General features: G+C 67.5%; 19 protein-coding genes. 6 read left to right on the top strand and 13 right to left on the bottom strand.

Features of this window, described 5'->3' with window-relative positions; genetic code table 11:
- The first annotated feature begins 34 nt into the window (after positions 1 to 34).
- Positions 35 to 1,111 carry a zinc-binding dehydrogenase gene (locus AC1DQJ_RS05105; RefSeq protein ID WP_477600896.1) on the top strand — a complete coding sequence of 359 codons (1,077 nt, stop codon included), beginning with the start codon at positions 35 to 37 and terminating at the stop codon, positions 1,109 to 1,111.
- Here AC1DQJ_RS05105 and AC1DQJ_RS05110 read toward each other — a convergent pair.
- From AC1DQJ_RS05110 to AC1DQJ_RS05130, 5 genes are read right to left on the bottom strand one after another with little or no spacing between them, the layout of a single operon-like run.
- The gene (locus AC1DQJ_RS05110; protein ID WP_477600898.1) at positions 1,108 to 2,181 is read right to left on the bottom strand and encodes a lipocalin-like domain-containing protein; all 1,074 of its coding nucleotides are present in this window, start codon (positions 2,179 to 2,181) and stop codon (positions 1,108 to 1,110) included. The genes AC1DQJ_RS05105 and AC1DQJ_RS05110 overlap by 4 nt on opposite strands.
- Positions 2,181 to 4,727 carry an FtsX-like permease family protein gene (locus tag AC1DQJ_RS05115; RefSeq protein ID WP_477600900.1) on the bottom strand — a complete coding sequence of 849 codons (2,547 nt, stop codon included), beginning with the start codon at positions 4,725 to 4,727 and terminating at the stop codon, positions 2,181 to 2,183. Before AC1DQJ_RS05115 ends, AC1DQJ_RS05110 begins: the two co-directional genes overlap by 1 nt.
- On the bottom strand, positions 4,717 to 5,397 hold the full coding sequence (locus tag AC1DQJ_RS05120) for an ABC transporter ATP-binding protein (RefSeq protein WP_477600902.1): 681 nt from the start codon (positions 5,395 to 5,397) through the stop codon (positions 4,717 to 4,719). The genes AC1DQJ_RS05115 and AC1DQJ_RS05120 overlap by 11 nt, the downstream gene beginning before the upstream one ends.
- Positions 5,398 to 5,436: 39 nt before the next feature.
- Positions 5,437 to 6,525, bottom strand: coding sequence for a S41 family peptidase (locus AC1DQJ_RS05125; protein WP_477600904.1), 1,089 nt, complete (start codon positions 6,523 to 6,525; stop codon positions 5,437 to 5,439).
- A 23-nt stretch (positions 6,526 to 6,548) separates the two neighbouring features.
- Entirely contained in the window at positions 6,549 to 7,403 is an 855-nt protein-coding gene (locus AC1DQJ_RS05130) for an acyl-CoA thioesterase domain-containing protein (RefSeq protein WP_477600906.1), read from the bottom strand.
- A gap of 138 nt (positions 7,404 to 7,541) precedes the next feature.
- Here AC1DQJ_RS05130 and AC1DQJ_RS05135 point away from each other — a divergent pair, with 138 nt between their 5' ends.
- Positions 7,542 to 9,632, top strand: a complete 2,091-nt coding sequence (locus tag AC1DQJ_RS05135; protein ID WP_477600907.1) for a prolyl oligopeptidase family serine peptidase — start codon at positions 7,542 to 7,544, stop codon at positions 9,630 to 9,632.
- Here AC1DQJ_RS05135 and AC1DQJ_RS05140 read toward each other — a convergent pair.
- Positions 9,610 to 10,167 carry a winged helix-turn-helix transcriptional regulator gene (locus AC1DQJ_RS05140; protein ID WP_477600909.1) on the bottom strand — a complete coding sequence of 186 codons (558 nt, stop codon included), beginning with the start codon at positions 10,165 to 10,167 and terminating at the stop codon, positions 9,610 to 9,612. The two genes, AC1DQJ_RS05135 and AC1DQJ_RS05140, sit on opposite strands and share 23 nt — an antisense overlap.
- Here AC1DQJ_RS05140 and AC1DQJ_RS05145 point away from each other — a divergent pair.
- Both AC1DQJ_RS05145 and AC1DQJ_RS05150 read left to right on the top strand, forming a co-directional pair.
- On the top strand, positions 10,158 to 10,883 hold the full coding sequence (locus AC1DQJ_RS05145) for an SDR family NAD(P)-dependent oxidoreductase (RefSeq protein ID WP_477600911.1): 726 nt from the start codon (positions 10,158 to 10,160) through the stop codon (positions 10,881 to 10,883). The two genes, AC1DQJ_RS05140 and AC1DQJ_RS05145, sit on opposite strands and share 10 nt — an antisense overlap.
- 12 nt (positions 10,884 to 10,895) lie before the next feature.
- On the top strand, positions 10,896 to 11,501 hold the full coding sequence (locus AC1DQJ_RS05150; RefSeq protein ID WP_477600913.1) for a DsbA family protein: 606 nt from the start codon (positions 10,896 to 10,898) through the stop codon (positions 11,499 to 11,501).
- On the opposite strand, the gene AC1DQJ_RS05155 is transcribed toward AC1DQJ_RS05150, so the two are convergent.
- The gene (locus AC1DQJ_RS05155) at positions 11,498 to 12,025 is read right to left on the bottom strand and encodes a pyridoxamine 5'-phosphate oxidase family protein (RefSeq protein ID WP_477600914.1); all 528 of its coding nucleotides are present in this window, start codon (positions 12,023 to 12,025) and stop codon (positions 11,498 to 11,500) included. The genes AC1DQJ_RS05150 and AC1DQJ_RS05155 overlap by 4 nt on opposite strands.
- A gap of 176 nt (positions 12,026 to 12,201) precedes the next feature.
- Between AC1DQJ_RS05155 and AC1DQJ_RS05160 the strand changes: the two genes are divergently transcribed.
- On the top strand, positions 12,202 to 13,341 hold the full coding sequence (locus AC1DQJ_RS05160; RefSeq protein WP_477600916.1) for a DUF3667 domain-containing protein: 1,140 nt from the start codon (positions 12,202 to 12,204) through the stop codon (positions 13,339 to 13,341).
- 264 nt (positions 13,342 to 13,605) lie between these two features.
- Positions 13,606 to 15,960, top strand: coding sequence for a TonB-dependent receptor (locus AC1DQJ_RS05165; RefSeq protein ID WP_477600918.1), 2,355 nt, complete (start codon positions 13,606 to 13,608; stop codon positions 15,958 to 15,960).
- Here AC1DQJ_RS05165 and AC1DQJ_RS05170 read toward each other — a convergent pair.
- The 6 genes from AC1DQJ_RS05170 to AC1DQJ_RS05195 are packed head-to-tail and all read right to left on the bottom strand — an operon-like array spanning position 15,957 to position 22,779.
- Complete coding sequence (locus tag AC1DQJ_RS05170; protein ID WP_477600920.1) at positions 15,957 to 16,928, bottom strand: phosphoribosylaminoimidazolesuccinocarboxamide synthase; 972 nt, start codon at positions 16,926 to 16,928, stop codon at positions 15,957 to 15,959. The two genes, AC1DQJ_RS05165 and AC1DQJ_RS05170, sit on opposite strands and share 4 nt — an antisense overlap.
- Before the next feature lie 46 nt (positions 16,929 to 16,974).
- On the bottom strand, positions 16,975 to 17,919 hold the full coding sequence (locus AC1DQJ_RS05175; RefSeq protein WP_477600922.1) for a type II secretion system F family protein: 945 nt from the start codon (positions 17,917 to 17,919) through the stop codon (positions 16,975 to 16,977).
- 3 nt (positions 17,920 to 17,922) lie between these two features.
- Positions 17,923 to 18,885 carry a type II secretion system F family protein gene (locus tag AC1DQJ_RS05180; RefSeq protein ID WP_477600924.1) on the bottom strand — a complete coding sequence of 321 codons (963 nt, stop codon included), beginning with the start codon at positions 18,883 to 18,885 and terminating at the stop codon, positions 17,923 to 17,925.
- Positions 18,885 to 20,252 (bottom strand): CpaF family protein, encoded by a 1,368-nt coding sequence (locus tag AC1DQJ_RS05185; protein WP_477600926.1) that lies wholly within the window; start codon positions 20,250 to 20,252, stop codon positions 18,885 to 18,887. The genes AC1DQJ_RS05180 and AC1DQJ_RS05185 overlap by 1 nt, the downstream gene beginning before the upstream one ends.
- Positions 20,252 to 21,436, bottom strand: a complete 1,185-nt coding sequence (locus AC1DQJ_RS05190) for a CpaE/TadZ family protein (RefSeq protein ID WP_477600928.1) — start codon at positions 21,434 to 21,436, stop codon at positions 20,252 to 20,254. The genes AC1DQJ_RS05185 and AC1DQJ_RS05190 overlap by 1 nt, the downstream gene beginning before the upstream one ends.
- A gap of 23 nt (positions 21,437 to 21,459) precedes the next feature.
- Positions 21,460 to 22,779 (bottom strand): type II and III secretion system protein family protein, encoded by a 1,320-nt coding sequence (locus AC1DQJ_RS05195; RefSeq protein ID WP_477600930.1) that lies wholly within the window; start codon positions 22,777 to 22,779, stop codon positions 21,460 to 21,462.
- Positions 22,780 to 22,792 lie beyond the last annotated feature (13 nt).

Here is a 22,792-nt window from a genome sequence, read left to right on the forward strand (position 1 = left end):
CGGCAAGGCGGCGATCAAGGGACGGGAGAATGCGATGCGCGCGGTCATCCGGCGGAACAAGCAGTTGGTTTGCGACGAGATCGCCGATCTGGCGCCCGATCAGGGTCAGGTCCTGGTTCGGACCCTGGCCTGCGGAATCTGCGGCTCGGACCTCCACGCCCTGCACCACATGGAGCACATGATCGACCTCACCCGCCGCGCCGGCGGTGGGGCGACCGGCTTCGATCCGACCGCCGACACCGTCTTCGGGCACGAGTTCTGCGCTGAGATCCTCGAGCACGGCCCCGGCACGATCGGGGCGCTCAAGCCCGGCACGCGGGTAGTCTCCATCCCCGCCACGCTGACCCCGGTCGGCGGGGTCGAGATGCTGGGGTTCTCCAATGCCCTGCCCGGCGGCTTCTCAGAACGGATGATCCTTTCCGAGGCCCTGCTGCTGGAGGTCCCCAACGGGCTGCCGACCGAGAAGGCCGCGCTGACCGAGCCCTTCGCGGTCGGCGCGCACGCGGTCGCCAAGGCCCGGCTCGATCCGAACAGCGTCACCCTGGTGGTCGGCTGCGGCCCGGTCGGCCTGGCGGTCATCGCCGGTCTGAAGGCCAAGGGCCACGGCCCGGTCATCGCCGCCGACTTCTCACCCCGCCGCCGCGCTGCCGCTGGGATGCTCGGCGCCGACGTTGTGATCGATCCCGCCGTAGAGAGCCCGCACACGCGCTGGGAAGGCTTCGGCGTGCCAACCGCCCGTGCGGCCCAGAACATGATCCGCATGATGGGCGGCAGCTTCGGACGGCCCGTGGTCTTCGAGTGCGTCGGCTCGCCCGGCGTGGTCCAGAGCCTGATCGAGGCCTCTCCAGCCGGGGCGCAGATCGTCGTAGCCGGCGTATGCATGGAGACCGACCGCATCGAGCCGGCGATCGCCATCACCAAGGAAATCGAGCTGACCTTCGTCTTCGGCTACAGCCCCGAAGAGTTCGCCGCGACCCTGCATGACATCGCCGAAGGCCGCATCGACGTGAGCAACGTGGTCACCGGCACGGTCGGCCTCGACGGGGTGGCGCAGGCCTTCAGGGATCTCGGCGACCCTGAGGCCCACGTGAAGATCCTGGTGCGCCCCTAAAGCTTCATCGGCGCGGCGTAGCCTGTCAGCTCCAGGTAGCCGCGCCCACCCTGAGTTCGCACCGCCCCTTCCCAGTAGATCGGACCGCCGGACTTGCGGCTGTCCAGTTCCTGGTCGTCGAACAGCGGCTTGAGGCTCCAACTGCGCACGCCGGCGCCGGTCTTCACGGAGACCGATCGCTCGACCGGATAGGACGCGCCAGTCCGTGGCGAGCGCCAGTGGCGGCCGGCGGAGAACGTGACATCCTGCGGGCCGAACCTCGTCACTCCGCCATCACGGGTTCGCAGCGAGCCGCCGGCCCAGAGCGCGCGGCCCTCGGCGTCGCGCACCTGGAAGGCCATCAGCGCACCGCCATCGTCGAGGTTGAGGCCAACCCAGTCCCAGCCGACCGCCTTGGGATCCAGCAGGGTCGAGGACCACTCGCGGTCCAGCCAGGCGCCGCCGGTTACGCGGACCGGCTTGCCATGGCGCGTCACCACGCCTGAGACCTTCAATTGCGGCAGGCTGTAATAGTGGCTCGCCTGGGTGGGCGATGGTCCCTTCCGACTGAAGCCCGCCTCGCCCTGCAGCAGGACCGGCTGGGTCGGCTGGAAGGCCAAGTCGAGGTCGAACCCCTCGCCCGCAGCCTTGGCGGCGAAGCGGCCGTCGGGCCGACGCCGCAAGCTCCAGTCGTCGATCACCACGTCAGCGTCCGTGGTCGAGGCCCCTGCCAGCCCGAAACCCGTCCGAGCGATGCGCTGACCGTGCAGCAGCTTACCCACCCTCGGATCGGACAGGGCTGCGTGGGCGAACAGGATCTGCTTGGGCGCAAAGGCGCTGGGATTGTCCTGGCCGATCGGAGGGCGTGAACGGAAGAAGGTCACCTGGAAGCCCAGTTGCTCGCCTTCGGGCGTCTCCAGCCAGCCAGTGACGTACCACCACTCGGTCCGAAACGCCGGGTGAGCGCCGTGGTCGGCTGGAAAGCGCAGGGCCACGCCTGGCCGCACAGCGGGATAGATCGGCGCCTGGGCGGCGGCCGGCGCGACAAGAGCGCCCAGCACGATGAGGAGCAGCATCAAGCGGCGCAGCATCACCAGTCCTCCCGCACGGCGCGAACGGCGTCGATCGAGAGCGCGCGCCGCCCTGCCAACAGCGCCGTCCCGGCGGCGGACGCGATCAGGGCGACCACCACGCTGGCCAGCAGCGTCCAGGGCAGGCGGGTCTCCATGGTCCAGTGGAACGACTGCGGATTGACCACGTGGATCAGCACCTGGCTCATCACCAGCCCGAGACCGACACCGCAAACGCCCCCGACAACACCGAGCAGCGCGCCCTCGGCCGCCAGCATGCTCATGATCTGGCGTCGGGTCACGCCCAGGTGCCGCAACATCCCGAACTCTTTGGTGCGGGCCAGGGTCTGGGCCGAGATCGTCGCCGCCACCCCGGCCAGCCCGACGACGATGGCGATACCCTCAAGGCCGTAGGTGACCGCAAAGCTGCGGTCGAAGATGCGCAACGCCGTCACCCGCAGCGTCCTGGGCTCAGCCACCGTCAGCCGCGCCGCCAGTTCGGGGCGCAGGGCGGCTCGCAAAGCGCGCTCGGCCTGCGCGGCCGAAACGCCAGGTCTCAGTGTCACCGAGGCTTCGCCGCGGGCGGCGTCGCCGGTCAGCCGTGTGTAGTCGCGCCCGTCAATCGTCACCGCTCCGTGCTGGCGGGCATAGTCGCGCCAGATCCCGCTGACGAAGAACCGGGCGGTCCCGGCCGCGCCGACGGGCAGGTCGATGAACTGGCCAACCTTCCACCCATAGAGCCAGGCGGCCGGTTCGGAGACGAAGGCTTCCATGGCGCCGAGCGGCGGATCAAGAGTTCTGCCGACCATCGGCGGCGCACCGACCCCCAGGCCGCCGTCAGGACGTGCGATCAGCGCCAGGGCGGGCGTGTCGGGGCTGGTCCGAACTGAGGTGGTTCGGAGGAAGACGATGTGCTCGACTCCAGAGACCGCCGCCAGCCGCGCCTGGTCGTCTGGCCCGAAGCCGCCGCCAGTCCCAGCGGCCTCGACGCGCAGATAGAGGTCGGCCGGCAGCACCTGGCCCAGCCAGTCATCGACCGAGCCGCGGAAGCTGGAGACCATCACCGCCATCGCGACCATCAGGCTGGTGCTGGCCACCACCCCGCAGAGCGCGACGGCGGCCTGGGACGGCGCGCCCCAGAGCCGCTTGATCGCCAGGTCTAGCGGCACGCGACCCGTCGAGCGGCGGCCTGCCGTCAGCAGCATCCGCGCAACCCAGGGCATGGCCGCGACGCCTCCGGCCAGCAGCAGGGCCATGGAGGCATAGCCGAGCAAGGGAACGCCCCAGAGCGCCGGCCCGAATGCGGCAGCGGCGCCGAGTCCCAGCAAGGCCACGGCCGGCCAGATGCCTGGACGCACCGATGGATCGATGGCGTCCCCGGCGTTCTTCAGGGCCACGGCCGGCTGGGCGCGCGCCGCCTCTCGTGCCGGCGCAAGGCTGCCGACCATCGCCGTCGCCAGGCCAAGAACCAAGAACACCAGCGCCGCCCCAGGCGCCAGGACCAGGGTCGGCTTGGCGTCGCCGAAATAGCCGCCGCCGAGATCGCCGCCGAGGAGACGCAGGGCGCCGTCAGCAAGACCAAACCCGAGCGCGATTCCCAGCAGTCCGCCGGCCAACCCGACGCACAATCCCTCGGCCAGAACCTGGGCCAGCAGGCTCCGCCGTCGCACCCCCAGCACTCGCAGCAGAGCGAATTGCGGCCGACGTCGCGCCACCGACAGCGACTGTGCGGAATAGACGAGGAACCCGCCCGTCAGCAGCGCCATCAACGCCAGCATGTCGAGGTTGACGCGATAGGCGCGGCTCAGGGCGTCGCTGCGCCGTGCCTCGCTGTCGCGGGTCACCAGTTGGGCGTCGGCAGACAGCATCGCGCCGAGGGCCGCGCGGACCTGAGCTTCGTCGACGCCGGGGGCCAGCCGCAGATCGAGCCGCTGGAGGCGGCCCAACCGGCCCAGGCGCCATTGCGCCACGGCGATGTCAGTCACGGCCACGCGCCGCCCCTCCCCGACGCCCGGCAGCACGCCGGCGATCCGGAAGCTCGCCCGGCGGCCGTCGGCGGCCAATTGAATGGTTTGGCCGACGGATCGCTCGGCCAATGCCGCGTCCGAAAGGAAGACGGCGTCCTCGGCGAAGATCGCATCGGGCGTTGGGCCGTGCGCCCCCTCGCCCGCCAGCGGGCGAGCCATCAGGCCGGGGGTCACCGAGGCCGCGCGCAGGGCGTCGAGGCCAAGGACCGTGATCGTCTCGCCTGGCCGCTCGCTGGCGGCCTCCAGCTCGACCACCGGACTGACGGCGGCCACGCCCTTGGCGCGCGCGATCTTCGGATAGAGCGCCTCGTCGAAGCCGAACTGGGTGGTGGCGCGGATTTGCAGTTGGGCGTCGCCATTGACCGCGCTGACCGCCTGCGAGAATTCGCTGAGCGCCGAGGCGTTGACCAGATGCACGGCCAGACCGAGCGCCACGCCGATGGCGATCGCCGCCGCGGCCGTCGCCGCCCGAACGGGGTGCGCCCGCCACTCGCCGAAGATCATCCAGCGCGCCGCGAGCGTGGTCGATCTAAACGACATGACGCTCGACCAGCCCGTCACGACCCAGCACCAGAACCCGGTCGGCGGCGCGGGCGGCCACCTCGGAATGGGTGACCAGAACAGCCGCAGCTCCAGAGTGGCGCACCGCGCCGGCCAGCACCTCCAGCACCTTGGCCGCGGTCTCCGGATCCAGGTTCCCGGTCGGCTCGTCAGCGAGCACCAGGCCAGGCTGGTGCACCAGCGCCCGAGCGATCGCCACCCGCTGCAGCTCGCCGCCCGAAAGCTGGCGCGGATAGTCGTGGGCGCGCTCGCCTAGCCCGACGCTCGCCAGCATTTCGCCCGCCCGCGCGAGGGCGGGCGCCTCCGGGTGGCCCTGCAAAGCCAGCGGCAAGGCGACGTTCTGGCCCAAGGTCAGGTGCGGCAGAATGTGGAAGGCCTGGAATACGAAGCCGATGCGGTCGCGCCGCAGCAGGGTGCGGGCGTCGTCATCCAGGCCCCCCAGGTCGACCCCGTCGATGGCGACGCCCCCGGAGTCGACCAGATCAAGGCCGGCGATCAGGTTCAGCAAGGTCGACTTGCCGACCCCGGACTCGCCCATGATCGTCACGAACTCCCCGGGAGCTAGGCGCAGGTCCAGGCCCTCGAACAGCACCCGGCCGCCAGGCACGGACTTGGTGAGCGACTGGAGAGCAAGGATCGGCGTCGTCATGGCCCTAGTAGCGGCAAGCCCCCGGGCGCTGTCGAGCCTCTAGGGCGCGGTCAGCCAGCGCTCCAGCGCGGCGGTGTCGGCGATGTCGCCCGGATAGGGCCGCGAGGGCGTGTACGGGCCCATCTTCCGCGGGAACTCCAGCGAGACCTTCTGCATCGTCCTGAAGATTCCCAGGCCGGACGGCAGCGGCGCGGCGCGCACCTCCATGTACCAATTGCCCTCGCGAGTCGGCTGGCCGGCCTGCACCGCGCCCAGCCGCAGCAACCGGTCGACAAAGATCAAACACGAGCTGAAGCAGGCCTCGTCGGTCAGCACGATCAGGTGGCCAGGAGCAACAGCGGGCGACGGCGGCCTGTCATCCCCCACTTCCAGGCAGGCCCTGGGGATGTCGGCGGTGAAGTTGCGCCTCTGGGCCATGGCGTGCTGCATTTGGCCGGCAGCCTCCCCGACCTCCCTGGCCAGTTGCGGCGCGCTGACTGCAAAGCGGGTCTCATAGCTGCGCAGGGTCTCCATATTGCCGGGCGTGGCCCGCCAGACGACGCCGCAGCCGCCCCTCGGAATGCGGTCGGAGGCGCGCATCGCCGCCTTGCCGACGATGACCTCGGCGACCTGATCGCCGAACTCTGAGTTGCCGCCGGTGTTGCCACGCAGGTCGATGATCACCCGCTTGGCGGCCTGGATCTCGGACCGCCGCTCCTGCGCTTCCTTGACCACGGGCAGCACGTCGTCGGTCAGCCGCTCCATCGAGATCCACATCCCGCCCGGGACGGCGCGCACGCCAAAGCCCGCCTTGCCGACGGCCAGCGGCGGCATCGGCGGGGTCTTGTCGGCCATCTCCGGCGACGGCCGCCAGGCGATATGCGGGTCCTGAAAGCTCAGGGCAAAGCCCCGCATGACCTTCACATAGGCGGGAAAATCGGTGGTCGCGGCGGCGGCGGACCAGGCGACGGCATAGCCGTCGTCCAGCCGACGCCAGAACAGCGCGTCCTCCATCTCCGGCGTCGCAGCGGGGTGGTTCTGGACAATCAAGGCCTTGGCGGCCTCAAGGTCCTTCAACGTTGTGGCCGGCCACGGCTCTGCGGCTTGCGCCGCCCCGCCGAGAAGTCCAGCCAGCAGCGCGGCCGCCATCACCCCCCCACGCATCGACGCGCCTACTTCGCGGCCGGAGGCGGCGGCAGGCGACGCTGGGCGAGCGCCGTGCAGGCAGCCAGCCCGATCGGCCCGGTCTCGTCGTAGATGCGGGCGTCGCCCACCGCCACGCCGTCGTCGGCGCCATGATAGGTGCTCTCGAACCCGACCCACTCCGTCTCCGGCAGTTTGTGCAGGTAAAGGGTGACGTCGGAATTGATGTAGCCCAGGCCCTGGTCGCCCACATGGGTCAGCGGGCTCACGAAGTCGGCGGCCACGGCCACCCGCTGGAACGGCGTCAGGGGCTCACCCTCGACGACCTCACGGACCTCGCTCATCCAGGTCCGCCGCTGCTCGGCTGAAGCGAAGGCGCCGCTGATGGGCCGCGACGCCCACATGCCGCCCATACCTTCTCGCGCTGGAGGCGGCGGGATGTCGGCCGGCGATGGCACGTCCCATGTCCCCGGCTTCCAGACATTGCCTTCCGAATTCTCGGTGCGCTTGAGGAACTGGCAGGAGGCGCGCGCCATGCTGACGCCGCCGGATATGAACTCGGCGTCGACCACGCGAATGCGGCCGCCTTCGCGCACGACCGTGGTCGTGATCTCGATCGGGTCGAAGCCCGGTAGCCGGTACATGTCGACCGTCAGGCGGGCCGGGATGAATTCCGAATCGCCGTGCTTCTGTTCGAGCACCGAGCCGAGAAGACCGACAATGACTCGTCCGTGGAGCGACTTGGGGTTCCAGGGGCCGCGGCAGGCGGGGGTTGGGACGAAATATTGACCGTCCCGTTTGAAAAAGGGTTCGTTTGACATGGCGCGGGACCATGACGGATTCCCCAGGCGCAGCCTAGGTTGCACGCGCGCTTGACCAGTCATTGCGCGCAGGGACCGTTTACACCGCCGTTTGTTTCGTCGCACGACGTTTGCCCGGCCCGATTTGCCCAGCCTAAGCTCGACCTTGGCAAGTTCACACCGTGAGGCAGTTCGTCGATGCGTTTCCCGTTACTTGGAAAAATGGCGGTCGGCGCCATCTTGAGCGGCATGACCGCATTACCTGCCGCCGCCCTGCCCGATCCCAGCGATCCGTACGTCTACATGGAGGAGATCGAGGGGCCTCGGGCCATGGCCTTCGCCAAGGCCGAGAACGAGCGCTCGCTCCCGCAACTCCAGAACGATCCTCGCTACGCCAAGCTCTATGACCAGGCGCTTGCGATCGCGACAGCCAAGGACCGTATCACCCCGGTCGGCTTCGCCGGCGACGGGACGCTGCGCAACTTCTGGCAGGACGCCGAGCACGTGCGCGGACTGCTGCGTTCCACTACCCTCGGCAGCTATCGCACCGGCAAGCCGGAGTGGCGGACGATCCTGGACATCGACGCTCTGGCCAAAGCCGAAGGCAAGAACTGGGTCTACAAGGGCGCGCACTGCCTGGCGCCCGACGACAGGCTCTGCCTGCTCGACCTCTCCGACGGCGGTAAGGACGCCGTCGAGGTCCGCGAGTTCGACATCAAGACCGGCCAGTTCGTGAAGGACGGCTTCTTCCTGCCGGCCGGCAAGCACCGCTACGCTTGGCTCGACGCCGACACCCTGGCCGTCGCCACTGAATGGACCAAGGGCGAGCTCACGACCTCCGGCTATCCCTACGTGATCAAGATCCTCAAGCGCGGCCAGCCGTTGGCCCAGGCCCGCGAAGTGTTTCGCGGAAAGGCCGACGACGGCGGCTATGGCGTCAGCCCCATCGCACTGCGCGACGCCGACGGCAAACTCCAGGCGCTGATCGCCCATCGGCCGCTCGACACCTTCAACGCGGAGCATCACCTGATCGGTGAGGCCGGCGCGACCCTGCTGCCGCTGCCGAAGCGCTCGTCGATCCAGGGCCTGCTCGACGGCCAGGTGCTGCTAACCTTGGAAGAGGATTGGACGGCCCAGTCGGGCCAGTCCGGCGATCTGCTGGCGATGGACCTCGGCGCCCTGAAGACGGACGCCTCCAAGGTCAGGGCCACCCTGGTCCTGCGTCCGACCGACAGCCAGTCCGTCGAGCAGGTGGCGACCACCCGCAACCGGCTGGTCGTGGCGCTGTACGACAACGTCAAAGGCGGGGTGCTCAGCTTCCGCCACGACGCCAAGGGCTGGGCCTCGACCAAGCTCGAGCTGCCGGCCGACATCTCGGTCGGTATCGCCTCGGCTTCGGACAGCGACGACCAGCTGATCCTGCAGGTGGCCGGCTTCCTGACACCCTCGACCCAGCTGCTGGCCGACGCCGCCAGCGGCTCGCGCGAAACCCTGCGCACCCTGCCCGCCCGTTTCGACGCCTCCAAGCTGGCGGTTGAGCAGCACTGGGCCCTATCCAAGGACGGGACCAAGGTGCCGTACTTCCTAGTGCGCCCGAAGGAAATGAAGTTCGACGGCGCGACCCCGACCCTGCTCTACGCCTACGGCGGCTTCCAGGTCTCCCAGGCCCCGGCCTACGCCGCGACCGTCGGCAAGCTGTGGCTGGAACGCGGCGGCGCCTACGCCATCGCCAACATCCGCGGCGGCGGCGAGTTCGGACCGCGCTGGCATGAAGCCGGGCTGAAGCTGAACCGTCAGCGGGTCCATGACGACTTCTTCGCGGTGTCCGAGGACCTGATCACCCGCAAGGTCACCAATCCGGGCAAGCTCGGCATCATGGGCGGCTCCAATGGCGGCCTACTGATGGGCGTGGCCCTGACCCAGCGTCCGGAGCTTTACAAGGCCGTGGTGATCCAGGTGCCGCTGTTCGACATGATCGGCTACACCCACATCGGGGCCGGCGCGTCCTGGGTCGGCGAGTACGGCGATCCGGCCAACCCGGAAGAGCGCAAGGTGATCGACACCTATTCGCCCTACCAGAAGCTGGCCAAGGGCCAGCCCTATCCCCGGGTGTTCCTGGAAACCTCGACCAAGGACGACCGAGTGCATCCGGCCCACGCCCGCAAGGCCGCCGCGCGCCTCAAGGAACTGGGCTACGACTACCTCTATTACGAGAACATCGACGGTGGTCACGCCGCCGCCGCCAACCTCAACGAGACCGCCAAGCGCCAGGCGCTCGAATACACCTATCTTAGTCAGCAGTTGATGGACTGAAGGCCGGGCCCGGGCGGGCCTCGACCGCCCGGGCCTCGACCTCCTCCCCGCATTCGGAGCAAGTCATCACCGGCTGAAAGTCGCAGCCACAGCCCTTGTGCCGGTGCAGGATCGGTGGGCCGCGGTCGTCGGCATAATGGCGGTCGCCCCAATGCACGATGGCCATGACCACCGGATAGAGGGCCAACCCCTTCTCGGTCAGCCGGTATTCGAAACGGGCCGGGTTCTCCTGGTAGGCGACCCGCGCCAGCACCCCTTCGTCGGTCAGCAGTTTCAGCCGCTCGGCGATGATGGTGCGTGAGATCCCCAGACGCGTCTGGAAGGCATCGAACCGACGCACCCCCAGGAAACAGTCGCGCAGGATCAGCAGCGTCCAGCGATCGCCGATCACCGCCACGGAGCGGGCGACCGAGCACGGCTCCTTCGCCAGATCATCCCATTTCATCGCCGGACCCATCCGCCATTGACCAAGTCCGAAATCGATACCATGGTCCGTCCAGAAAATAAACTGACTGGAGACGAGCCATGGCCGCATGTCTGGTGGTGGGCGCCGGCGACGGTGTGGGCGGAGCAATCGCCAAGGCCTTCGCGGCCGAAGGCTACGAGGTCTGCATCACCCGCAGGGCCCGCAATCTCGAACAGCTGGAGGGGCTCGCCCAGTCGATCCGCGATGCCGGCGGCAAGTCCCGCGCCTACGGCGTCGACGCTCGGTCCGAGGAGGAAATGGTCGCCCTGTTCGATCAGATCGAAGCCGAGGTGGGGCCGCTTGAGGTCGTGGTCTTCAACATCGGGGCGAACGTCCGCTTCAGCCTGACCGACACCACCTCGCGGGTGTTCCACAAGGTTTGGGAGATGGCCTGTTTCGCCGGCTTCCTGACCGGCCGCGAGGCGGCTCGCGTGATGATCCCGCGCGGCCGCGGCACCATCCTCTTCACCGGCGCCTCAGCCTCGGTTCGCGGGCGCCAGGGGTTCTCGGCCTTCGCCTCGGCCAAGCATGGTCTTCGCGCCCTGGCGCAATCGGCGGCCCGCGAGCTGGGCCCGCAAGGCATTCATGTGGCCCACGTCGTCGTCGACGGATCGATCGATGGCGTGTTCTCGCGCACCAACATTCCGGACATCGAGGCCAGGCTGGGCGGCGACAGCATCCTCAAGCCCGAGGAGATCGCCTCCAACTATGTCTGGCTGCACAAACAACAACGCTCGGCGTGGACGCACGAAATCGACCTGCGTCCCTGGACCGAGGCCTGGTGAGGAGGATCGCCCATGGGAAAGTCCGTTGAGTTCATTTTCGATTTCGCCAGCCCCAACGCCTATCTGGCCCATTGCGTCCTGCCAGGCATCGCCGAGCGGACCGGAGCGCAGATCGTCATCAGCCCCTGCCTGCTGGGCGGCATTTTCAAGCTGACCGGCAATCAAGCCCCGATGACCGCCTTCGGCGGCATCCAGGGCAAGCTGGCCTACGAGGCCCTGGAGACCAAGCGCTTCATCGCCAAGCACGGCCTGAGCCAGTATCAGTTCAATCCGCACTTCCCGATCAACACCCTGCTTATCATGCGCGGCCTGATCGCGGCCCGGCGGATGGGGGTCGAGAACGCCTATACCCGCGCGGTATTCGCCGGGATGTGGGAGCGCGGCCTGAAGATGGATGACCCTGAGGTGGTCGCCCAGGTGCTGACGGAGGCCGGCCTCGACGCCCGCGCCATCTTGGAGGCGACGCAGGACGCAGAGGTAAAGGCCGAGTTGCTCGCCAACACTGAGAAAGCCGCGGCCCGCGGCGCCTTCGGCATCCCGACCTTCTTCGTCGGCGAGGAGATCTTCTTCGGCAAGGAACGCCTGGGTCAGGTCGAGGAGGAGTTGGCTGGAGCCTAGGCTTTGCGGACCGGCACCACATCCTTGAAGATCTCAAAGCTCTTCCAGGTCGGCTCGAGCGGCGACTCGTCCGCCTTCGGGGCATAGGGCGACGGCGTCTCATTCCCCATGCTCGGGATATAGCGCGGGCAGTTGGGGAAGATGTCGGCGGGACGCACGCGAACCAGCATCTGCGCGCCCGGCATGCCAGCCATCCGCGGGTCGTCCCGCAGAATCTCAGCGTCGCCGTTGACCCGAAGGCGGCGCGGCTGATCTCCCATCGAGATGAACAACAGGCCGACGTGCGGATTGGCGGCGATGTTGCCCAGGCTCTTGAACATGCCGTTGCCGTCGTAGTCGGGGAAGATCAGCTCATCGGGAGCGGTGACCTGCGCGAACCCAGGCGGGCCGCCCTTGAACGAGCAATCGGGCCGCCCCTCGCCGTCGGCGGTGGCCAGAAAGAAGAAGCTCTGCTCGGCGACGAACTTGGCGTCGGCCTCGGTGAAGGCCGAGTGGCGCAGCGTTTCCGCTAGACGATCAGCCAAGGCCCGACTCCCGAAGGCGTCTTGCAGCTCTCGGTTACCCTGATGGTACATGACGACGTCGCTCCTGCCCCGGCTAGACGCACAACCTGTCCGCCTCGCCCGCCGGGTTCAAGCTCCGTTGGCCCGTTCGGCGAACGGCTGTAACAGTGCGACCGATTTTGCGTTGAGGGGCGCTCATGGATCTGGATGCGGCAGGCGGAGCAGTCACGGGCACGATGATTGCCTCGGCGATCGAGAAGCGGACCGGCAAGGCGGGCGAGCATCACGATGTCTGCGCCGACTGCGGGTCCGACGTCACCGGCCGCTTCTGCTCCAACTGCGGCCAGCCGGCCCATGTCCACCGGACCCTCTTCCACCTGGGCGAAGAGATCCTGCACGGGGTCATGCACTTCGACAGCCGGATCTGGCGGACCCTGCCGCTGCTGGTCCTCAATCCCGGCCGGCTCACCCGGGAGTGGGTGATGGGCAAGCGGACACGCTACGTCTCGCCGATGGCCATGTACCTGTTCACCGTCTTCGTGATGTTCATGCTGCTGAGCTTCATGCCGGTGACCGGCCAGGCGGTCGACGTCGCCGCCGATGGAGTAAAAGCCGCCGCCAGCGGCCCACAGTCGACCGGCACGCAGTTCATGATGGCTACAAACGAAGCGGTGCAAGCCGAGGTCGCCCTCGAAAACGCGCCGAAAGGCTCCGACTCGGCCTCGGTCGCCAAGCGCGAGGAGCTGAAGGCGCGGGTGGCCGCCGCCGAGGCGCAGCTGAAAGCCGCCGATGTGGCGATGAACGAGAACCCCACCGTCCCCAACGTGGCGGTGATTGGCCAGGGCTGGGCGGAGACCCTCAAGGCGAAATCCGCGTCGGGTGAATTCAAGGTCAACACCGGCAGCAAGGAGCTCGACAAGAAGCTCACCAAGAAGCTGCAGAACCCGGAGCTGGCGCTCTACAAGATCCAGCAAACTTTCTACAAATTCTCCTTCCTGCTGATCCCGATCTCGATCCCATTCGTGGCGCTGCTGTTCCTCTGGAGGCGGGGCTTCACCCTCTATGACCACGGGGTTTTTGTTCTCTATTCGCTGACCTTCATCGCCATGCTGATCATGGTCAGCGCCGCCCTGTTCCGCTTTGGAGGCGGGATGGCGACGGCCACGGCGCTCGCGTTCACGACCATCGTGCCGGTGCATATGTTCGCCCAGGTGAAGGGCGCCTACGGCCTGTCGACGTTCTCAGCCCTCTGGCGAACCGGCTTTCTGCTGCTGTTCTGCTCGATCGCTCTGCTGGTCTTCATGCTGACGGTGATCATGCTGGGTTTCACCGGCTGATCGGTCGGCGCCTGTGCGTTCGGCGCCACACCCTCCGCGAGGAGGCCGGTAATCAGAAATAATTGCAGCAACGCTTATAGCGTAAGGCGTCGCCGCGATCCGGGCTCGTAAAAATGAACCTACCGCCTTGTTAAGTTAGCATTTCTCGCGATCTGGAAGGCCCTGGACAGGCTCGCCCGACGCAGGATTTCCTCCCGCCCACAACACCCATGCCGTGCATCTCCCCTGAGATCGCCGAGCGTCGGGGGACAAAGGGAGGAAACCATGGCGTACCACCGCACTCGCGCGGCGGCTCAGGTGAGTCTGCTTGCGCTTATGATGGCGTTGCCCGCCGGCCAGGCATTGGCCCAACCGGAAGTCGAAGAGCTTATCGTCACCGCTCGAAAGCGCGACGAAGCGCTGATCGACGTCCCCTTCTCGATCAACGCCATCAGCGAAACCAAGATGCGCGAGCGCGGCGCGACCAACATCGAGGAACTGTCCCGCAACATCGCCAACTTCACCGTCCAGAACCTCGGCCCCGGCCAGAGCCAGGTCGCGATCCGCGGGATCTCCGCAGGCCAGATCGTCCGCGACCAGCCGGGCGTGAAGGAGCAGGTCGGGGTCTATCTCGACGAGTCGGTGATCTCGCTGTCGCTGTTCACGCCGGATATCGAACTCTTCGACCTCAACCGCGTGGAAGTGCTGCGGGGACCTCAAGGCACGCTGTTCGGCTCCGGCTCGCTGTCGGGCACGGTCCGCTACATCACCAACCAGCCCACGACGGACGGCTATCACGGGGCCTTCGAAGCCACCGTCAACGCCGTGGACAGCGGCCAGACAGGCGGCGAGCTGAAGGGCGCGGTGAACATTCCCGTGACCGACCAAGTCGCCCTGCGTCTCGTCGGCTATGCGACCAGCTTCCCCGGCTACATCGACGCGGTCCAGCCCGACGGCAGTGTCAAGGAAGACGTCAACAGCGGCTCGCGGCTTGGCTTCCGGGCCGCCATGCTGATCCAGGCGACAGAGGAGCTCAGCATCACGCCGCGGGTCCTGTACCAGACCATTGATGTCGACGGCTTCAACCGCATCGACATCTTCAACATCCTCGGCAACCAGTACACGACCACCCGCCCGCCCTATCAGCTCGGCGACCTGCAGCAGTTCACCCAGCTGCAGGAAAAGTTCGAAGACGACTTCCTGCTCGGCGACCTGACGATCGAGTACGACTTCGGCGACCTGGCGCTGACCTCGATCTCGACCTTCCAGGATCGCGATGTGAAGGTCGTGCGTGACGCCACCGCCCTCACCGGCTCGATCACCGGGGGCAGCATCGGCTTGCCGGAAGATGTCTATACCCTCGACGCTCCGCTGATCGACATCACCGACGTGAAGTCGTTCACGCAGGAAATCCGCCTCGCCTCGACCGGCGAGGGCCCGATCTCATGGGTGATCGGCGCCTTCTACAGCGACGTCCAGCGCGACTATTCCCAGGCCCTGCCCGTGATCGGGTTCGAGGATCTGACCGGCATTGCGACCGCTGGCCCGGCCGCGCCGAGAGACACCCTCTACTATTCGACCGTGCCCTACGATCAGACCCAGTACGCCTTCTTCGGTGAAGGCACCTGGTCGGTGACCGACCGACTGGACATCACCGGCGGCCTGCGTTGGGCGAGCTACGAAGAGGAACGCACCCTGACCTTCGACGGCATCTTCGCCGAGCGGACGATCGGCGTGCCCGGCAGCACCGAGGCCGATGACTTCGCACCGCGGGTAATCGTCGCCTACAAGATCAACGACGACGTCACCTTGAACGCCCAGGCGTCGAAGGGCTTCCGACTGGGCGGGATCAACGACCCGCTGAACCGCCCGCTCTGCACCGCGGGCGACTTCGCCACCTTCAACGCCCTCTCCAAGCCGAGCTTCGACAACGAAACCGTCTGGAACTACGAGGCGGGCGTGAAGGCCGAGTTCGGCGGCTCAGGCGTCCTGACCGTGGCCGCGTTCTACGCCGACATCGAGAACCTGCAGGCTACCCTCGACGCCGGCAGCTGCTCGTCGCGGGTGATCGTCAACGTGCCGGACGCTCAGTCGGCCGGCGTCGAGGCCGAGTTCTCGTATCGCTTCAACGAGGCCTTCGATATCGCCGCCTCGGCCTCGTACAACAACGCAGAGCTGACCTCGAGCGTCGTCGACTCGCTAGGCGCGCCCATCCAGGGCCTGCGCGATGGGAACCGCCTGCCGACGGTGCCGGAGTTCCAGGCCGCGTTCAGCCTGAACTACGTGCACGAGATCGAGGGCAACTGGACGCCGTTCGCCAACCTCACCTGGCAGTATGTCGGCGACCGCTTCACCCAGGTCGCCGATCAGGAAGACAATCCCCGCCGCGTGAGCCTCTTTGACATAGGCGACCCGACGGTTTCGAGCCTGTCGTTCCCGCTGGAGCTGCCAGACTACCAAGTCGTCAACCTGCGCGGCGGCATCCGCTATGGCGACTTCGAGGCCGCCATCTTCGTCCAGAACCTGACCGACGAGCGAGCCTGGCTGTCGGTCGACCGCGAGCGGGGCCTGCGCGCCCGCTACGGCTATCAGACCAACCAGCCGCGAACGATCGGCCTGACTATCCGCAAGTCGTTCTAGAAGAACTGCGCCAGGTTGCGGCGGACCCGTTCCAGGACGGGTTCGCCGTCATCCTGGATCTCGAACGTCTGGCCGGTAATGGCCTCGAAGGCCTGAATGTAGACTGCCGCCGTTTCGACCAGCATCTGGGCCGGGATCTCAGGGATCGGATCCTTGTAGGGATCGCAGCGCTCGGCCACCCACGACCGCACGAAATCCTTGTCGAAGCTCTCGGGCCGCTGGCCGGCGGCGAAGCGCTCGGGATAGCTCTGCGCGAACCAGTAGCGGCTGGAATCCGGCGTGTGGATCTCGTCAGCCAGGATGATGGTCCCCTCGCCGTCCACCCCGAACTCATACTTGGTGTCGACCAGGATCAGGCCTCGCTGCGCCGCGATCTCCTGCCCGCGGGCGAACAGCGCCAGGGCATAGGCCGAGAGCGTGTCCCATTGCACCTGCGTCAGCAGCCCCTGCTCCACGATCTCGTCAGGCGTCAGCGGCTCGTCGTGGCCGCCGTCGAACGCCTTGGAGGTGGGGGTGATGATCGGATGCGGAAGCTTCTGATTGTCGGCCAGGCCATCGGGCAGCGTGTGGCCGTACATTGTCCTCTGACCCTTCTTATAAAGGGTCAAAATCGAGGTGCCGGTGGTGCCAGCTAGGTAGTCGCGCACGACGATCTCGACCGGCAGGATGTTGAGCCGGCGACCGATCACCACGTTCGGATCGGGATAGGCCAGGACGTGATTGGGGCAGATGTCGGCGGTCTGTTGGAACCAGAACCGCGCGGTCTGGGTCAGCACCTGGCCCTTGAACGGAATGGCCGCGAGGATGCGGTCGAAGGCGCTGATCCGGTCGCTGGCGATGATGATCCGGCGTCCGTCGGGCAGATCGTAGTTGTCCCGCACCTTGCCGTAGTAAGGGTTCGGCAGTTCCGGGATGATCGCGTCGCGCAGGACGCGGTGGGCGTTGCGAGCCAGGGCCGTCTTATCCATGCCGGCTCTCTAGCCTATTCCACGCGTCAGGCCAGCCCGGAACGCCTCAGTTCGCGCCCATCATCTGCACCACCCGCACCACCGCCGGCAGGATCAGCACCCCGATGAGGCAGGGAAAGATGAACAGGATCAGCGGCACGGTCAGCTTGACCGGCAGGGCCAGGGCCTTCTCTTCGGCGCGCAGCATCCGCTTGGCGCGCATGTCCGTGGAAAACACAGTCAGCGTCTCCCCCAGGCTGGTGCCCATTTCCTCGGCTTGGCGCAGCATGGTGGCCAGCGCCCGGGCGTCCTCGATCCCGAGCCGATCGGCGAAGGTCAACCAGGAGTCCTTGCGCGATTTACCGGCGCGAAGCTCCAGGGTGAGGATGCGCAGGTGGACAGTCAGACGCGGATAGCGGCGAACCAGCTCGTCGGAGACGCGCGATACCGCTGCATCAAGGCTGAGCCCGGCCTCGACCGAGGCGACCAGCAGGTCCAGCAGGTCGGGAAAGCCGTCGCTGTACTCCTGCTCGCGGCTCTTCTGGCGGGCCTTCAGCACTTGGTCGGGGCCCATCAGCGCGGCCATCGCAAACACGGCGGCCACCGCGATCGCCGACGACCCGCCCCCCTTCAGGGCGAACGGCAGCACGACCACCACGCCCAGGGTCGCGATGCTGAGCGCCACGGCCCGCGCGCCCAGATAGTAGATCGGCGCCTCGCGATTGAAGAAGCCGGCCTGCATCAGGCGCATGCGCAGGTCGGAGATCTTAGAGGGGTCGCGAACCGCTGCCTGCTGGCCCAGGCGGCGCAGGCCATCGACCGCCTGGCCGAAGATCCGCACTTCGCCAAACGGCGCATGAGGCCCAGCGTTGGCGGGCGACTGGAAGCGCGCGCGGCGCTGTGAACGCAGCCGCATTTCGCCCGCCAGCACCGCTGCGCCGCCGAGCCCCGCCACCGCCAGCAGTGCGAAGGCGGCCATCGTGATCAGATTCTGTAGCTGGATCGCATCCATGGCCTAGATCCGCATGTCGATCATTTTGCGCATCACCAGATTGCCGATGAGCATCCAGGTCCCGATGACACCCAGCCCGACCTGCATCAGCGGCTCGTTGATCACGTCGATGTAGAAGCTCGGCGACATCACAAGGATCGCGCCCGCGGCCACGAACGGCGCGGCGCTGAGGATCATCGCCGAGGCGCGCCCTTCGGAGGTGGCGGCCTTGATCTTCAACCGCATGCGCAGCCGGTCGCGCACGGTGGAGGCGTTCAGCTTCAGCAGCCCCGTCAGATTTCCGCCCGAACGCTCCTGCAACCTGACGGTCGCGGCGAACAGGTCGAGGTCCTGGTGTTGGCAGCGCAGCGACATGCGGTTGACCGCCTGCTCGAGCGTCGCCCCATAGGCGATCTCGTCGGCGACCATGCCGAACTCCGAGCCGATCGGATCGGACATCTCCCGACCGACCAGGGCCACGGCGGTCGGCACCGGGTGCCCTGCCTCCAGGCTGCGGACAATGATCTCCAGGGCCTGCGGCAGCTGCTTGCCCAGGGCCATGGCGCGACGATTGGCCATGAAGTTTAGGAAGAACACCGGGCCGCCTGCGCCGAGCAACAGCGCCCCGACCGGCGCCGCGATCAGCTGGCGCGTGACCACCGCGGCCGCCACCGCTCCGACGATAGCCGCCGCGATCAGCCCGCCCAGCCAGCGACGGCCGTCATACGGCACGCCCGAACGCACGATTAGTTGGCTGAGCCAGGCCCAGCCGCCCTTGGCGTAGCCCGCCGCATTCAGGCCGCGCTGCTTGCGCAGCTCGACGACCAGTTCTGCGATCGTGCCGCCGGTCCGTTCGGCCAGCAGCAGGCGGCGGTTGACCTTGTGCTTGACCTTAGCGGTGCGGAAGAGGCCGACGCCGGCCTGGACCGCCGAGAACACGGCCGCGAAGACCAGGATCAGATAGGCGGTGGAGGCGTCGAACTGCATCAGCCCAGCACGCGGTTAGGGTCAAAGTTGGCGGTGTCGTAGGGGATGCCCCGGCGGGTCATCTCGTCGAGGCAGCGCGGGCGCAGGCCGCTGGCCCGGAATTCCCCATGGACCACGCCGTCCGCGGTCGTGTGGGTGCGATGATAGGCGAAGATCTCCTGCATCTGGACCACCTGGCCCTCCATGCCGACGATCTCACAGACGCTCATCATCTTCCGCTTGCCGTCAGACATACGCATGATCTGGACGATCATGCCGACGGCCGAAGCGATCTGACCCCGCACCGCTTCCGGCGACAGCTTCATCCCGGACATCGCCACCATCTGCTCAAGGCGGGTGATCGCGTCGCGCGGGGTGTTGGCGTGGATGGTGGCCATCGAGCCCTCGTGGCCGGTGTTCATGGCCTGGAGCATGTCGAAGGCTTCCTCGCCCCGGACTTCCCCCAGGATCACACGATCCGGACGCATCCGCAGGGCGTTCTTCACCAACTCGCGCTGGCGGATCTCGCCCTTGCCCTCGATGTTCGGCGGCCGGGTCTCCATGCGGACGACATGCGGCTGCTGCAGCTGCAGCTCGGCGGCGTCCTCGATGGTGATCAGACGCTCCTTGATGCTGATCGCCGAGGACAGCGCGTTGAGCAGGGTGGTCTTGCCCGAACCGGTGCCGCCCGAAATCACAGTGGAGACCCGCGCCTTTACCGCGCCGTGTAGGAACTCGGCGACGCAGGCCGGCATGGCCCCGACCTCGACCAGCTTCTCCAGGGTGTAGGGCTTCTTGGAGAACTTCCGGATCGAGACGCAGGCGCCGTCGATAGCGATGGGCGCGATGGCTGCGTTCACGCGGCTTCCGTCCGGCAGACGGGCGTCGACCATCGGCTGGCTCTCGTCGATCCGCCGCCCGACCCCGGCGACGATGCGGTTGACGATCCGCAGCAGGTGATCGTTGTCGCGGAAGCGGACCGGCGTGGGCTCCAGTTCCCCTCGCCGCTCCACATAGACCTGGAACGGGCCGTTGATCAGGATGTCGTTAACGCTGTCGTCCTTGAGCAGCGGCTCGATCGGGCCAAGCCCGACCATCTCGTCGTGAACCGACGAGCCCAACTCCTCCAATTCAGAGGTGTTGAGCACTAACCGCTCGGCGCGCGCGAAGTCGCCGACCAGCGACATGACCTGGCGGCGCAGTTCCCCTTCGGCCAGGGACTCCAGCTTCGAGAGGTCGAGTTCCTCGATCAGCTGGGCGTGCAGCTTGAGCTTGATGTCGAGCAACTGATCGGTCGGGGCTGGCGGCTGGGCGACCGGCGCCGGCGGTGGCGCGTTCTCGACAACGAGCTCGGGCGCAGCCTTGGCAGCGAGGGTGAAACGAGCCATCAGGCGGCCTTTCTCGACCAGATGCTGCGGCGCTCGACCGGGGTCTGCACGCCGATCAGGCGGTCCACTAGGTAGGCGACGTCGCGCACGATCTTCGACTTCGGCCGATGCTGGCTGATCGGGCCGCCTAGGTTGACCGAGGCGGCCGCGGCCTCCCAGTCGGAGCTGATCGCGGCCTCGGCCTTACGTTCCAGCGCCCGCTCGGCCTCCGCCACCGAAGGCGCCGGGCCGAACATCCGGCTGGCCAGACGATTGAGAATGATCTTCGAGCGTACGCCGATCGGCATGGCCGCCTCGACTTCCGAGGCCAGGGCGCGCGCCGACAGCAGCGCCGGTACGGTCAGCTCGGAGACGATGAACACCTCGTCCGAGCCAGCCAGCACCTCCATCGACCAGGCGCGCCGCTGGCGAGGCATGTCGATCACTACGAACTCGTAGGCCTCGCAGGCGATCTCCAGGATCCGTAGCACCGCGTCCTTCGAGATCAGGTCGAACGCCAGCGGATCGCGCGGGCAGGCCAGCAGGTCCAGCCCCTTGGAGACCGGGGTCGTGAAGGCGGCGAGCAGGGCCGCATCCATGCGCTCTGCGGCCGGACCGAACTCGGCCAGGCCCATCGCCGCAGTGGCGCCGAGATAGGCCGGGGCCGCGCCGTCGGCGAGGTGCAGGTCGATCAGGCAGACGGCCCGGTCGCGGTTGGCGCGTGCGGCCAAGGCAGTCGCAAACTCGATGGCCAAGGTGGTGGCGCCCGCCCCACCCACGGCGCCTATGACCGCCCAACAGCGGGAGTCGCTGCTCTGCGGGGCCGGAGTTCGGGCGCCCGCGGCATCCAGCAGGCCGTAGACGGCCGCCTGCACCTGCTCGTCGCTGTAGGGCGGCTCGAGAACATCGGAAACCGGCAGCCGCATCAACGCCCGCACCAGGGCGGCAGGCAACCGCGCGCCGACCAACAGGATCGGCGGCGGCGAGCCACCGGCCGCCAGACTCTCTAGTACGGCGGCGAGCGCGACCGGATCGACGCTGTCGACGTCGACCAGCGCCAGATCCAGGTTGGCGGCCTTGGCCTCGGCCAGACGTTCGACGCCGGCCATTTCCAGGGCGGCGCCGAACAGCGGCCCGCGCGCCAGCGGCGCCAGGCTTGGACCAACCGCCAGGACGCGGCGTCCCAGAAGGCTCCAGTGGGTCATGACTGCGACCTCGTACTCATCGGTTACTGGCCCGCAGGCCCCGTCCCGACCGGCGCGGACATGGGCTTGTCCAACGCCAGGCCGCTGAGGATCAGGTCGATGGGGCTGGGTTCACGGCCGGCCATGACGCGGCTCTCGCCGGTGAAGTCCTCAGCCGTCGCCAGGCGCGGAGTGACGATGATCACCAGCTCGCTCTCCTGGCGCCGCCAGCGCGCGGAGCGGAACAGCGTCCCGATCACCGGCACGTTGCCGATGCCGGGCAACTGGCGCACCGCATTCGAGTAATCCTGCTGGAACAGGCCGGCGACAGCGAAGCTCTCGCCCGACTTGAGTTCGATGGTGGTCGAAGTGCGGCGGACGGTCAGGCTGGGAATATCCATCCCGTTCAGGCGCAGGCTGTTTCGTGGGTCGAGCTGGCTGACCTCCGGGGCGACCATTAGGCGGATCAGGCCGTTGTCCTGCACCGCCGGCTCGAAATCGAGCTTCACGCCGAACGGACGGAACTCGATGGCGACCGTGTCCCGGTCCTGCGGGATCGGATACGGGAATTCACCGCCGGCCAGGAAGCTGGCCTTCTGGCCCGACAGGGCCACCAGGTTCGGCCGCGCCAGCGTGCGGATCACGCCCTTCTCCTCCAGCGCGCGCAGCACCACGTCGATATCGACGGTGCCGATCGTGCCCCGGACCTCCAGCGTGCCTTGCGGCGTGGATGGACCTAGCAGGCCCGAGCCGGTGGCCAGGGCGAAATTCACGCCGTCGGTCGCATTGATGTTGAAGCCGATGTCCTTGAGGTCGGATCGGCTGGCCTCCAGCACCCGCACCTCCAAGATCACCTGCTGTGAGGCTCGCACGGTCAGGGCGCTGGTCACGCTCTCCGGAGCGAACTTGTCGGCCAGGGTCTTGGCTTTCGAGGCGACGGCGGTGGTTGAGACCTCGCCGGTCAGCAGCAGGCCTTCACCGAGATTGCGAACCCGGATTCCCTCACCCGGAATGGCCGCGGCGAGGTCCGACTGGAGCGCTTCGGCGTCATAGCCGACCCGCACGTCCACGACTTCCTGCAGGGCGCCGCCATGCCCGTAGATCAGGAGGTTCGTGGCGCCCAACGCCTTGCCGCGCACATAGAAGCTGCGGTCCGTCGTGGCGACGATCTGCGCGGTTTCGGGTTGGGCGACCACGATCTTTGAGGCCGGACTGTCCAGCCTGAACGACAGTGACTTGTTCCTGGGAACGTTGATCGTGCGGCTGCGCACGGCCTCGCTCACGAAGCTCTCGGCAGCGGCGGGCGCGACCGACACCGCCGCGCTCAGGAGGCAGCCGGCCAGGACGGCGATCACTCGAAGCATGTTTGCGGTTCTC

The organism is Phenylobacterium sp. P4_E10, assembly GCF_056401675.1.

Coding starts and splice junctions, on each gene's coding strand:
- AC1DQJ_RS05105 (WP_477600896.1), top strand. CDS start 35: ATGCGCGCGGTCATCCGGCGGAACAAGCAGTTGGTTTGCGACGAGATC.
- AC1DQJ_RS05110 (WP_477600898.1), bottom strand. CDS start 2,181: ATGCTGCGCCGCTTGATGCTGCTCCTCATCGTGCTGGGCGCTCTTGTC.
- AC1DQJ_RS05115 (WP_477600900.1), bottom strand. CDS start 4,727: ATGTCGTTTAGATCGACCACGCTCGCGGCGCGCTGGATGATCTTCGGC.
- AC1DQJ_RS05120 (WP_477600902.1), bottom strand. CDS start 5,397: ATGACGACGCCGATCCTTGCTCTCCAGTCGCTCACCAAGTCCGTGCCT.
- AC1DQJ_RS05125 (WP_477600904.1), bottom strand. CDS start 6,525: ATGGCGGCCGCGCTGCTGGCTGGACTTCTCGGCGGGGCGGCGCAAGCC.
- AC1DQJ_RS05130 (WP_477600906.1), bottom strand. CDS start 7,403: ATGACTGGTCAAGCGCGCGTGCAACCTAGGCTGCGCCTGGGGAATCCG.
- AC1DQJ_RS05135 (WP_477600907.1), top strand. CDS start 7,542: ATGGCGGTCGGCGCCATCTTGAGCGGCATGACCGCATTACCTGCCGCC.
- AC1DQJ_RS05145 (WP_477600911.1), top strand. CDS start 10,158: ATGGCCGCATGTCTGGTGGTGGGCGCCGGCGACGGTGTGGGCGGAGCA.
- AC1DQJ_RS05140 (WP_477600909.1), bottom strand. CDS start 10,167: ATGCGGCCATGGCTCGTCTCCAGTCAGTTTATTTTCTGGACGGACCAT.
- AC1DQJ_RS05150 (WP_477600913.1), top strand. CDS start 10,896: ATGGGAAAGTCCGTTGAGTTCATTTTCGATTTCGCCAGCCCCAACGCC.
- AC1DQJ_RS05160 (WP_477600916.1), top strand. CDS start 12,202: ATGGATCTGGATGCGGCAGGCGGAGCAGTCACGGGCACGATGATTGCC.
- AC1DQJ_RS05165 (WP_477600918.1), top strand. CDS start 13,606: ATGGCGTACCACCGCACTCGCGCGGCGGCTCAGGTGAGTCTGCTTGCG.
- AC1DQJ_RS05170 (WP_477600920.1), bottom strand. CDS start 16,928: ATGGATAAGACGGCCCTGGCTCGCAACGCCCACCGCGTCCTGCGCGAC.
- AC1DQJ_RS05175 (WP_477600922.1), bottom strand. CDS start 17,919: ATGGATGCGATCCAGCTACAGAATCTGATCACGATGGCCGCCTTCGCA.
- AC1DQJ_RS05180 (WP_477600924.1), bottom strand. CDS start 18,885: ATGCAGTTCGACGCCTCCACCGCCTATCTGATCCTGGTCTTCGCGGCC.
- AC1DQJ_RS05185 (WP_477600926.1), bottom strand. CDS start 20,252: ATGGCTCGTTTCACCCTCGCTGCCAAGGCTGCGCCCGAGCTCGTTGTC.
- AC1DQJ_RS05190 (WP_477600928.1), bottom strand. CDS start 21,436: ATGACCCACTGGAGCCTTCTGGGACGCCGCGTCCTGGCGGTTGGTCCA.
- AC1DQJ_RS05195 (WP_477600930.1), bottom strand. CDS start 22,779: ATGCTTCGAGTGATCGCCGTCCTGGCCGGCTGCCTCCTGAGCGCGGCG.